Origin of the sequence: Gemmatimonas aurantiaca, from assembly GCF_037190085.1 — a bacterium.
Classification (GTDB): domain Bacteria; phylum Gemmatimonadota; class Gemmatimonadetes; order Gemmatimonadales; family Gemmatimonadaceae; genus Gemmatimonas; species Gemmatimonas aurantiaca_A.
Genome location: NZ_JBBCJO010000002.1, coordinates 159566 through 171511, shown reverse-complemented (window position 1 = coordinate 171511; position 11946 = coordinate 159566). Strand labels below are relative to the sequence as shown.

The following is an 11946-nucleotide window of genomic DNA, read 5'->3' as shown; positions in this document are numbered from 1 at the left end:
GTGGGAATCGCCGCCGCCGCAGGGAGTCGCCGTTCTCTTCCTACGCCCTCATTGCACGGATCGGAGCACGCTGCTCAGGGAGCCTCCCTGCGCGAGTTCGCGGATACGGGCCTCCACCCGCGGGAAGATCGTGTCGGCGTCGGTGCGGAAGCGCGCGAAGAGGGCCTTGAGGTCACTGGCGGAGAGTTGGCGTCCCTGCGCGTAGTACTGATCGGCCACATGGCCGAGCGCGTACGTGGCGGCAAACGTGACGGCCGCGCCGGAGGCCAGTCCGGCCACCGAGCCTGCCGCGCCGCCCACCAGGCCACCGAAGGCTCCCAGCAGACCGCCCGCCAGTCCGCCGAATGTGCGGCGGACCGCCTTTTCGAGCACCTGAGCCGCGGCGCCCAGGCCGAGTGTGGCCGCAAGATCCTTGATCTGCGCGGCATCGATCTGCTGCAATCCGTGTGATTGCCCGATGTGGTGCACCAGCCGGAGCTGCAGCGGCAGGATGCCCAGATTGGCCAGCCGGTCGGGAAGGATCTCCAACGCGGCCGTCAGCATGGCCTGATCGAGGATGTACTGATCGAGCGCGGAACGCGGGGCTTGGCCGGCACGCGCACCGGGATCGTCGGTCAGGCGATTCACGGCAGCGATCGCGTCTTCCGTGCCGCCCACATCCGCGCCCACCAGCGACGCGAGTTCGCGCAGGAAGGCCGCTTCGCTGGGATTGATCCAGCCATTGGCGTGACACACGGCGGCGGCGGTGTCGTAAGCCGCCTGCCGGGCTTCCCGGGAAGAGAGGGAGGCGGCCAGCGAGGCCAGGCTGCGTTCACCGGCGGCGGCGCTGCGGATGATGGCGTCCGCGTCGCTCAGGCCCAGCGTCGCGGCGGTTTCCGCGATCCTCGCCTGTTCGGCGTTGTCCTGCTGGCCATCGGCGAGGGCGGCCAGTGTCGCGATGGCCAGAATGGTGGTGGCGTCGTTCTGCGTCATGTTCAGAGGAGGTGGGTATCCAGATGCAAACTGTGCCATACCCCACCCGTTGTGGAAGCGTTCAGGCATTCACGCCGGCCGGTGCGGTGCGCAGATTTCAGGATTCACGGGATACTGACGACGAATCGGGAGGACGCGATGGGATTGCTGGACGACGCACTGGGACAGATGGCGGGCTCGTTGTTGAACGGGCAGGGCGGCGCGAAGGGCGGCCAGGCGCCGCAGGACATGCTGGGCGGTCTGCTGAAGCAGTTCGGTGGTGGCACCGGCGGGGCTGGCAACGCGGGCAACCTCCAGGGACTGCTGGCGGTGGCGATGAGTCTGGTGCAGCAGCATGGAGGCCTCGAGGGCATCGTGCAGAAGCTGCAGGCCGGCGGACTTGGCGATGTGGTCCAGTCGTGGATCGGCACCGGTGCCAATGTTTCGGTGACCGGCGCGCAACTGCAGAAGGCGCTCGGCGGCGATGTCATGCAGAACGCCGCGGCCGAAGCGGGGGTGTCACCCGAGGAAGCGAGCGAAGGACTGGCCTCCGTGCTGCCCGAACTCGTGAATCATCTCACCCCCGGCGGACAGTTGCCGGGCAACAACGGCGATCTCCTCAAGTCGGTCATGGGGATGCTCGGGCGCTGAATTGCGCGTGTGGAATGCGGTGTCGTTGCTCCGCGTCTCCCACCTGATCAGCTCCTGTCTGCTGGATATCAAGAGAAAGCAGGCAGGAGCTGGTCAGGAGGGAGATCGATGGCAACAGCAACTCAGGGGAGATCGATAATAGCTGCACCTCAATGGTAGTCATGCCTCGGCACGTGATCCTCACCGCTGCCAAGTTTCAAGGCGCGGAACTTCCGGGCCCGGATGTGCACCACGCCGCTCTCCACCTGCAGCATCCCGCGGATGAGCAGCAGGGGTTCACGCGAGATGAGGTCCGCGTTGGGCGCGAAGCGGTCGGGTGTGACGACGATGTTGAGCATGCCCGTTTCGTCTTCGAGCGTGAGAAAGACGAAACCGTGGGCTGTCGGTGGACGCTGACGACAGATGACGATGCCGGCCACCGCCACGGTCTCTCCATCGGTGCCCTGGGTGAGGAGGTCTTCGATGGTACGAACGCCGTTGGGTTCGAGCACCGCCCGCGCGTGCTTCATGGGATGGCCCGCCAGTGACACACCGGTCATGCGATAATCGGCTTCGGTGAGCTCCACCGGCGTGCAGGCGGCCAATGATGCGGGTGGCGGAGAGGCACGTCGGGGAGCGAGCGGCAGTGCCGGCTCCTTGGTCATCGCGAGCACTTCCCAGAGGGCCACGCGCCGGCGTCGCTCGGGCGGTTCATGAGTGAACATGCCGTCCAACGCACCCGCCTCGGCGAGGGCACGCCACGCCCGCGCGTCGAGAGTCACACGTCGCACGGCTTCCTCGAGGGTGTGGAACGGGCCTTCCGCGAGTGCCGCTTCGAGTGCGTGACGCGCCTTGGTGCCGAGGTTGCGAATCAGGCGGACACCAAGCCGGACGGCGACCGCAGGAGGTGGTGTCGTGGCGTCGCTGCCTGCGGCCGCTGATGCCGTTGTCGATGCCGTTGTCGATGCCGTCGTCGATGTCGTCGTCGATTCGGCCATCGCGGTGGTCGGTGTCTGCCGCGGCCCCCAGCGGATCACGCCGTCGTTGGGCATGAGCGTCCGGCCGTCGGGCAACTCCAGGGAATGATCCCACCCGCTTCTGGTCAGGTCGACGGGGCGGACTTCCACCCCATGCCGTTTGGCATCCTCGATGAGCGTACCCGGCGCGTAGAATCCCATGGGCTGCGCGTTGAGAATGGCGCAGAGGTATTCCGGCGCGTAGTAGAGACGCAGCCAGGCCGTTGCATATACCACGAGGGCAAAACTCGCCGAGTGGCTCTCGGGGAAACCAAAATCGGCAAAGCCGTTGATCTGCTGGCAGATGCGGTCGATGGTGTCGTCGTCGATCTCGTTGCGCCTCATGCCATCGCGCAGCTGCACCTCGATCTTCGCCATGCGTGCGCGGGAGCGTTTGTGTCCCATGGTCCGGCGCAGTTCATCGGCCTGCTGCGGGGTGAAACTCGCCAGTTTGATGGCCACCTGCATGCCCTGCTCCTGGAAGAGCGGCACGCCCAGGGTGCGCTGGAGAATGGGCTCGAGATCGTCGTGCAGATACTTCACCGTTTCGAGTCCGGCCCGCCGTCGCAGATACGGATGCACCATCTGCCCCTGGATGGGTCCGGGACGGATGAGCGCCACTTCGACGACGAGATCGTAGAAGCACCGTGGCTTGAGACGCGGCAGGGTGCTCATCTGCGCGCGGCTTTCGATCTGGAACACGCCCACCGTGTCGGCGCGGCACATCACGTCGTACACCTTCTCATCGTCCATGTCGAAGCGCGCCAGGTCGATGTGTTCGTCCTGCGTATGACGGATGTACCGCAGACAGTCCTGCACCACGGTGAGCATGCCGAGACCGAGCAGATCCACCTTGAACATGCCCACCGGATCGAGGTCGTCCTTCTCCCATTGGATGACGGTGCGATCCGCCATCGAGGCCGGCTCGATGGGCACGAGGGAGCCGAGCGGTTCCTCGGACAGCACGAATCCCCCCACGTGAATGGAGCGATGCCGTGGCAGTTCTTGCAGCCCGTTGATCACGGGTGCGAGCTGCTGCACGCGAGGATCGGCCAGATCGAATCCGGCGGCCTGCAGATGGGTGCGTCCTTCCGGCGTTTCGAACAGATCGGCGGTGGTGTGCGCGCCGTGGCGGTCGTTGAACGTGGCCAGTGCATCGCCCTGCTGGGGGGAGAATCCCAGCACGCGGGCAGCATCGCGGGATGCACTGCGTCCACCCCAGGTGATCTGTTCACAGACCATCGCGGCGTGTTCACGTCCATACCGGTTGTAGACGTGTTGCAGAATGCGTTCGCGATCCCGATGGGCGAAGTCGATGTCGATATCCGGCGCTTCGTTGCGGTCTTCGGCGAGAAACCGTTCGAAGAGCAGACCGAAGTACACGGGATCGACCGCCGTGATGCCGAGGCAGTAACAGACCGCGGAACTGGCCGCCGATCCGCGTCCCTGGCACAGAATGCCTTCTGCACGCGCATGACGGACGATGCCCCATACAGTGAGAAAGAATCCGGCATACCCCTTCCGACGGATGAACGCGAGTTCGTATTCGAGTTGATTGCGCTGAGCATCGGTCAGCGTGGCGCCCCAGCGTTCCGTCGCGCCGGTGTAGGCGAGATCGGCGAGATAGTCGTCGGCACTCATCCCGGACGGCAACGGATAGGCCGGCATGGTCGGCCGGAGTTCCTCCAGTCGGAAGAGACAGCGTTTCGCGATGTCGACCGTGGCGTGCACGCCCTCTTCCGCTCCCCGCCAGCGCCGGAAGATGAGTCGCGGATCCTTCAGCGCCCATTCGGCGTTCGGACGCAGGCGTGTGCCCATCCCGTCGAGCGTGCGGCCATGTCGCAGGGCATTCAGGGTGTCGTGCACGATGCGTTGTGAGGCTTCCGCGTAATGCACGTTGTTGGTCACCACCCACGGAACGCCCACCTGCTGCGAGAGGGAACGCAACTGATCCACGAGGGCGCGTTCCTCGGGCAGACGATGATCCCAGCATTCGATGGCCAGGTGCCCCTCGAAAGCCGCTGACAATTCCTCGACAGCCGTGCGGGCTTCGTCCTGGCGTCCTTCGGCGAGCAGTTGCGGAATCCAGCCGCGTGGACATCCGGTGAGGGCGGTGATCCCCTTGGCATGCTGTGCCACCAGGGCCAACGGCACACTGGGGTGCCCACGCTCGCTGTCCATGCGGGCGCGCGTGACGAGCGTGGAGATGTTGCGATAGCCTTCACGGGTTTCCGCGAGCAGGACGAGATGCGTGCGTCGGCTGCCACGTCGTCCATCCAGATGCGGCACGCGCACGGTGAGTTCGACGCCGAGAATACCCCGGGTCGCCTGTTCACGGCTGGCCACCCCGAAACGCACGATGCCGCCCATGTCGTCATGATCGGTGAGGGCGAGCGCGTAATACCCGAGTTCCCGCGCGCGCGTGACGAGATGCTCGGGGTGCGCGGCACCATCGAGCAGGGAAAACGCCGAATGACAGTGCAACTCCGCGTATTGGTCGGCATACGGGTTGGCCGATGACGGGATCGTCCGGTCTGCCGTCATCTCTTCGTCATCCTTCAGTTCCTTTTCAGTCATACCAGCCGTGCATGTACCAGTGCACACCTTCGAGATAGAGCAGCAGTTCTCCGTCGTCGTCGGACAGACAACGCCAGTAATCGCGGGCGTACCGGTCACCGCGCCACCAGTCTCCACTCAGGCGTTCCGGCCCCCGGGCCTGCGTGAACGTGATACGTCGTCCGCGCCACCAGATCATTCCGGGGGCTCCGTGCGGTGCGACGACCCGCACGGATTCCGGTGTCGTGAGCAGACGCAGAACGGGAGAGGTGAAGGCCGGGGGCAGAGATGTGGGTGCCGATGCCGACGATGTGTTCGTCGGTGCTGGTGCTGGTGCTGCCGCTGTCGGCAACGCGGCTTCCGCCATGGCCATCGCGTCCACGGGAATCCAGGCTCCGGTTTCTTCCACACGATGGGTGTCCCGTGCCTGGGGACGCACGACGACATCGCCACGATGCTCGGGGTCCAGTGCGGTCCGGAGACGGGCAAACACCGCTTCGGCATTCATGGCGGCATCACGCCATGACGGCACGAGCAGATCCCCCTGGTCGGCCGCGAGCGGTGCCGTGACCGGAATGCTGATGCTGACGCCGATGATCGGCGCCGGAATGCGCCAGCGTTCCAGCAGCGTGCGACACTGATCGAAGAGCGGATCGAAGCGCGCCAGTGGCCGGGCCGGGCGGACTTCACGCGTGATGGTGCGCTGCGGGACATTGAGCAGGTGCGACGGGATCGCGGCCCCGTGGTCGCAGGCACGATGGGATGCGTGAGCGAGCCCGTGATCCGATCCATGACCGAGTCCATGACTCGCCCCGCTCGCTCCCCGGCCCGTGTCGTCGCCGAACTCACTGCCGATCGCTTCGAGTGGGTAGTAGCGTCCCGCGTCGAGAATCAGCGTGATCGCGACGGCGGCGGCCGCCCGGCCATCGCGCACGCAGTCGTTCAGCAGACGCTGCAATTGCGCACGCACCACGAACAGCACGGGTTCGGCGCTTTCCGCGACACCGGGCAGTTCCACCGTGGTGCTGCGAGCCATCTCGGTACGCACGAGACCGGGACGCCGGGGATCATCCCCGTGCGCCAGACGCCACGCGGTCAGACCGTCGGCGCCCCAGCGCTCCTCCACATCACTGGCATCGAGTGCGGCCAGTGCTCCGATGGTGCGGAAGCCCAGGGCCTGCAGCGCTTCGCGCAACTCTTCCGGCATGGGCAGCAGGCCGAGTGGTGCCGTGGCGAGATAATGCGCGCACCGATCCGGTGGAATGCGCGTGATCTGCGTAAGCTGCTGCGCGAGCGGCACCCATGTCGCGGCGCGGGCGGCCACACAGGAATCGGCGATGGCCACACGTGCCTGCGGATGCCACTGCCGCGCGATGTGCAGCAGTGTCTGCGCCAGCATCTCCTCGCCGCCGAGCGCGGCGAACCCCGTGGCTCCCACCCACCACATGCCGGGTGTGCCGATGACGGGAGTGACCTGGGGACTGGCGGTCAACAACGTGGTGGTTCCTGCCAGCACGGCGTCGTCGATCGCGGTGCGATCCCAGAGGCGGACATCCAGCTCGGCGCAGCGGGCACGGGCTTCGTTGATCCGCATGCCGGCACGAATGCCGAGACGGCCCGCGGCCATCGACACCGCGCGCAAGGTCGTATCCACGGCCAGCGCCCTCGGCAGATCATCCCAGTGTGGACGTGAGGGAGACTGACGGGTCGCGCTCGTTGGACGTGTCGGGTGTGTCGATGGCTGACGCGATGTCCGGGGCGTCTTCGACAGCGCGTCGGGATTCCGTGAGCCGGGATTCCGTGAGCCGGGATTCCGCGAGCCGGGACTCCGCGATTCGTCGTTCATCGGCCCGTCGCTGGTCAACGGCAAAGTGAGTTGGTCCGGAAACGCCAATTCCGTACAGGTCGTGGGTGACGACCCCGATCCCGCCTCCGGAGACGGTGGTGGCGTACCGATGCTCCGTGTGGTCGATGTCGCGGGGGACCCAGGGACGGCGCGTGCTGTGCGCCACCCCGCGCCGATCGGGAACCTCGGGATGCGCACACAGGCGATGCGCCATGTTGAACGGGACGTCGACACGATCCACCTCGATGGCAAGACGCTTGCCGGTGATGAGTCCACCTTTTTCCACGGTCACCTGCATTCGAGGCGCTGTGAGAGTTCCAGCCAGAGTTCCAGCCAGCGTTCCTGTCAGAGGTCCAGCCATTGCAGCCCCCTGCCGCGGAGCCCCCTGGAGGGCGATGCGAAGGCGCATCGTGCCGGTCAGGCGGGGAGAGCGGGGCACACCCGGTACGAGGTGGTCGATCACCACACAGGCGGCGTCGCGCTCCCGGGCGAGTTGTGTGAGCCGCACGCCATGGATGCGCGACAGCGGTGGGGCGCCATCGATGACCACGAGTCCAAACACGCCACTGCGCAGCAGCAGATCGGCCGTCCACGCGGTCCGGCGGGGAGCCGGCAGGCGGATCACGACAAAACGTTCCCCGAGCCCCGCCCAGGGCGCGGGTGCCAGGGTTCGGCTCGCATCGATCCAGGCCACCCAACTGCCGGTGGACAACACCTGCCTCACGAGCCGGTGCATCAGCGCGCTCTTGCCCACGGCGAGCGGACCGGTGACCTCGGTGATCCGTCCCCGCGGAATGCCACCGCCCAAAGCCCGGTCGAGTTGGGGCACCCCGGTGGACCAGGGAGCCCCCTGGACGCGGTGACTGGAGACGATGGCCTGGATCCGGGCCACGGTCTGGGGGGAAAGAGCGGGTGACATCGAAGAAAAACCGAATATTCCGGGCGTGGCAGGTTGCAGAAGGCGGACGTCGATGGGCCGACGTCAGAGACCGGTGTTCTGGAAGGCCAACTGCAGTTGCTCTTCGATGTTTGTCTTTATTTCATCCTTTGAGTCTTCTTTTGTGGCATCGCTCTTTCCCAAGGCGTCGCTGGCGCCGGTCACGTCATATCCCGGCTCCAGCCGTCGATACTCCCGCAGCACCAGGCCGTGTTGTTGAGCCAGACCGAGCATGTACTGGCTCAATCCTGTCCGATAAGTGTCTTTGGCATAGACACTTTCGCGATACGTGGACTCGTACCGATCGGCCAGGGCCGGAAACTGCTCGCGGATCATCGGCAGATACCGACGCCGCGAAGCCGATCGCAGGCGGAGGGCGCAGGCGCCAAAGCTCCGGGCTCCGGTCTCGGCGATCCGGGCCACCAGCTCCTGCAGCATCTCCGGGTGGTCCGTGATGCCCGGCAGGACCGGCATGCAGTTCACGCTCACATCGATATCCGAGGCCGCCAATCGCCGCACGGCCCGTAACCGGGCTTCCGGCGTGGGCGCTCTCGGCTCCAGCCGGCGCGCCAGCTCCCGGTCGACCGTGATCAGGGAGATGTGCACGCCCACCGTGTTGTGCCGGGCCAGCCGCTGCAGCACGGGAATGTCCCGCGTGACCAGCGGACTTTTGGTGATGATCACGATGGCCCACCCACGCACGTCGGCCTCGGCCAGGGCCAGCAGCACACCTTCGGTGACCCGGAAACGGCGCTCGGCGGGCTGGTAGGGGTCGGTGGCCGATCCGATCACCAGCGAATCCCCGGCCTTGGGTGCCCGCGATGACCGCAGCGCTTCCCGCACCCGGATGGCCGCATGTTCCTTCACCAGGATCCGTCGCTCGAAGGCCAGCCAAGGGGGCAGGCGATTGGCGATGGCCTGTCCGATGGGACCGGCCCGCTCGAGGGTGTACCGATGGGTGTCCCGCGCATAGCAGTACGCGCAGCCGAAGGCGCATCCCACATAGGGATTGATCGACCAGAATCCCATGTGTGTCGCCGATGGCGGATTGAAGATTCCGCGCGCGGGGGCGGCGTGATACTGCAGATCCGCCTGATGCGTGAGCAGACGCAGAGGCTCGGCGGCAAGCGACGGAAACACCGGCAGCGGGAGCGGCATGATTCCATGTTACCGAATAAATGCCGAAGATGCAATCCGCCGCCAAACACCCTACTCTCCATTCATGTCTGCCTCAGTCCCTTCGGCCCTCTCCGACATCGAGATCCAGCGCGCATTGGGGCCTCTCCCCGGCTGGTCGCGGAAAGGCGACGCCATCTGCAAGAGCTACCATTTCGCGACATTTCCCGCGGGCATCGCCTTCATTGCGCGGGTGGCCGAGGTGGCCGAACGACTCCAGCATCATCCCGATATCGATATCCGATACACCCGGGTTCTGTTTCAGCTCAGCACCCACGATGCCGGCGGGATCACGCAGAAGGATTTCGAACTGGCCAGCCAGATAGAGGCATTGGCCGCCGCCTGACCCGCAATTGCCTCAGTACGGAAGTACGTAGTAATCCCGATTGTTGATGTCGGAATTAGCCGCCAGACTGTACCCCGCTCACTACTCGCAGGGTTCCGTTTACAACCAGTCAGGCGATGAAGAAGAAGAGACACAGTTCGCACAAGGCGCTTACCGGTGTCCTGGTGGCCACGTCGGCCGTCGGGCTCGTGCCGGCCAAGCTGCCTGCGCAGGGGGTTGAAGCCCGCAATCGCGCGCAACAGCCGGCCGCTCGTCCCGAGCGTTTCGATGTTCCGGCCGGTCCCCTCGATGCCGCCCTCAGGCAGTTCGAAGCGGCGACTGCTCTCACGCTCCGCATCGACGCGCCGATCGTGGGCATGCAGACCAAGGGCGTGCAGGGAGATTTCACGCCGCAGCAGGCGCTGGCGCGTCTGCTCGATGGCACCGGGCTGACCTACGTCTTCACCGGTGAGAAGGTCGTCATGGTCCGTCCACGCGGCACCGCTGTGCTGGACGCCGTGAACGTCACCGCCACGCCGCGCGTGTCGTCGGCCAAGTACACCGAACAGCAGGTGGACATCACCCGCTCGATCGCCGTCATCTCGAAGGAAGTGCTGCAGCAACAGGCGGCCACTTCGCTACGCGACGTGATTCGCAACGTTCCCGGTATCACCATCAATGCCGGTGAAGGCGGTAGCATGCCGGGTGACAACTTCAACATCCGCGGCTTCAGCGCCACCAACGATCTGTTCGTCGATGGCGTGCGCGATCTCAGCGGATTCTCCCGCGAGTCCTTCAACCTCGAACAGGTCGAAGTCATCAAGGGGCCCAACTCCGGCGTCAGCGGACGCGGCTCCACGGGTGGCACCATCAACATGGTGACCAAGGTGCCGAGTCTGCGTGCCGAGCGCAGTGGATCCATTGCCCTCGGCTCGGCCGATCAGCGTCGCGCCACGGTGGATGCCAACCAGCCGTTGGCGGTGCCCGGTATTCCGGGGGTCGCGGTGCGCGTGGCGGCCGTCTCCAGCAACAGCGGTGTGGCCGGCAACGATGTCATCGAGTACAACAGCTGGGGGGTCGCGCCTTCGCTGTCCCTCGGACTCGGCACCTCCACGCAGGCCACCATCGCCTACACACGCTCCGAACAGGACAACATTCCGTCGTACGGCGTGGAGAGCTTTGCCGGGGTGCCGACCGTCAACACCCGTCATTTCTTCGGTCTGCGCAGTCTCGATTTCGAGAAGGTCCATGCGAACAACACGTCGCTGAAGCTTTCCCATGTCTTCAACGACCATCTGACGCTGCGCAATCAGCTCACGGACTCTCACTCCGACGTCGGACGTATCGTCACGCCGGTGAATCCCACTACCGGTGTCCGCAGGCCCAAGACGCACGCGGTCGAGAACGACATCCTCGCCAACCAGACCAGTCTCACCGCGGCATTCCAGACGGGTGCACTCGCGCACGACATGGTCATCGGTGCCGATGTTTCGCGTGAGAACAGTGTGCGCGGATCGTACACGATCGCGACGCGCACGTATCCATCGATCGCCGATCTCAACAACCCGACCGCCGATGCCGACTATCGCTCGGAGATCACACGAACGGTCGCCCGCAGGGTGAAGGCGCAGTCGGCCGCGTTGTACGCGTTCGAGACGCTGAAGATCGGCACGAAGCTCGAACTGAACGGCGGGCTGCGCTGGGATCGCTACAAGCCGGAGTACACCGACTCCGCGTCGAAGGCCACGATGGCGAGCACGGGCAACGCGCCGATCGAGACGCGCAATGTCAGCGGCAATGCGGGCATCAACTTCAAGCCGACCGTGGGGAGCAGTCTCTACTTCTCGTACGGCACGTCGTTCAATCCGTCCACGGAAAATCTCTCCAACGATGCGGTGAACGCCAACAGCAAGTTGCCGCCCGAGAAGAGCCGCACGTTCGAGATGGGGGCGAAGTGGGAGCTGTTCAAGCAGCGTCTGCTCACGTCGTTCGCGCTCTTCCGCACGGAGAAGACGAACGCCCGCACCACCGATCCGGCCAACCCCGGTCTCGGGACCATCCTCGCCGGCAAGCAGAAGGTGGAAGGCGGGGAGGTCTCCATGACGGGACGGGTCACCGACGACTGGACGGTGCTGGCCGGATATTCGCGCATGATCGGCAAGTACGTGGAATCGCCGAATCCCGCGCAGACCGATGCGCCGTTCACGAACGTACCAGCGCACAGCCTCAGTGCCTGGACGAGCTACGCACTCACGAAGCGTCTCGAAGTCGGCGGCGGGGGACGGTATGTCGATCGTCGTCTGTTGCGTGCCACCGCCGCGGCCACGGTCTACGTGCCGGGATATCACACCTACGACGCGATGGCGAAGTATCAGCTCAGTCCCACGCTGGGACTGCAGGTGAATCTCCTCAATCTCACCGACGAGCTGTACTACGACAGTGGACGCATGTGGGTCCCCGCGGCCGGTCGTGCGGTGTCGGTGACGACCTCCGTGAAGTTCTGACCCTC

The 11946-nt window shown here is 65.4% G+C and carries 8 protein-coding genes; 3 read left to right on the top strand and 5 right to left on the bottom strand.

What is annotated here, in order from left to right:
• Positions 1–48: 48 nt before the first annotated feature.
• Positions 49–972, bottom strand: coding sequence for a hypothetical protein (locus tag WG208_RS02365; protein WP_337169709.1), 924 nt, complete (start codon positions 970–972; stop codon positions 49–51).
• 138 nt (positions 973–1110) lie between these two features.
• On the opposite strand from WG208_RS02365, the gene WG208_RS02360 reads away from it, so the two are divergent.
• Positions 1111–1602: a YidB family protein gene (locus WG208_RS02360; protein WP_337169708.1), complete on the top strand. Its 492-nt coding sequence runs from the start codon at positions 1111–1113 to the stop codon at positions 1600–1602.
• Positions 1603–1751: 149 nt separating this feature from the next.
• Here WG208_RS02360 and WG208_RS02355 read toward each other — a convergent pair whose 3' ends face one another.
• The 4 genes from WG208_RS02355 to WG208_RS02340 form a co-directional block, all read right to left on the bottom strand.
• The gene (locus WG208_RS02355) at positions 1752–5141 is read right to left on the bottom strand and encodes an error-prone DNA polymerase (RefSeq protein ID WP_337169707.1); all 3390 of its coding nucleotides are present in this window, start codon (positions 5139–5141) and stop codon (positions 1752–1754) included.
• A gap of 25 nt (positions 5142–5166) precedes the next feature.
• On the bottom strand, positions 5167–6813 hold the full coding sequence (locus WG208_RS02350) for a hypothetical protein (protein WP_337170014.1): 1647 nt from the start codon (positions 6811–6813) through the stop codon (positions 5167–5169).
• Between the two features lie 13 nt (positions 6814–6826).
• Positions 6827–7918 carry a hypothetical protein gene (locus WG208_RS02345; RefSeq protein WP_337169706.1) on the bottom strand — a complete coding sequence of 364 codons (1092 nt, stop codon included), beginning with the start codon at positions 7916–7918 and terminating at the stop codon, positions 6827–6829.
• A gap of 63 nt (positions 7919–7981) precedes the next feature.
• Positions 7982–9094, bottom strand: a complete 1113-nt coding sequence (locus WG208_RS02340; RefSeq protein WP_337169705.1) for a radical SAM protein — start codon at positions 9092–9094, stop codon at positions 7982–7984.
• Between the two features lie 64 nt (positions 9095–9158).
• Between WG208_RS02340 and WG208_RS02335 the strand changes: the two genes are divergently transcribed.
• Both WG208_RS02335 and WG208_RS02330 read left to right on the top strand, forming a co-directional pair.
• A complete protein-coding gene (locus WG208_RS02335) occupies positions 9159–9458 on the top strand; it encodes a 4a-hydroxytetrahydrobiopterin dehydratase (protein WP_337169704.1) in 300 nt (99 codons plus the stop codon).
• A 116-nt stretch (positions 9459–9574) separates the two neighbouring features.
• Entirely contained in the window at positions 9575–11941 is a 2367-nt protein-coding gene (locus WG208_RS02330) for a TonB-dependent siderophore receptor (RefSeq protein WP_337169703.1), read from the top strand.
• The last annotated feature ends 5 nt before the right edge of the window (positions 11942–11946 follow it).

Coding starts and splice junctions, on each gene's coding strand:
- WG208_RS02365 (WP_337169709.1), bottom strand. CDS start 972: ATGACGCAGAACGACGCCACCACCATTCTGGCCATCGCGACACTGGCC.
- WG208_RS02360 (WP_337169708.1), top strand. CDS start 1,111: ATGGGATTGCTGGACGACGCACTGGGACAGATGGCGGGCTCGTTGTTG.
- WG208_RS02355 (WP_337169707.1), bottom strand. CDS start 5,141: ATGACGGCAGACCGGACGATCCCGTCATCGGCCAACCCGTATGCCGAC.
- WG208_RS02345 (WP_337169706.1), bottom strand. CDS start 7,918: ATGTCACCCGCTCTTTCCCCCCAGACCGTGGCCCGGATCCAGGCCATC.
- WG208_RS02340 (WP_337169705.1), bottom strand. CDS start 9,094: ATGCCGCTCCCGCTGCCGGTGTTTCCGTCGCTTGCCGCCGAGCCTCTG.
- WG208_RS02335 (WP_337169704.1), top strand. CDS start 9,159: ATGTCTGCCTCAGTCCCTTCGGCCCTCTCCGACATCGAGATCCAGCGC.
- WG208_RS02330 (WP_337169703.1), top strand. CDS start 9,575: ATGAAGAAGAAGAGACACAGTTCGCACAAGGCGCTTACCGGTGTCCTG.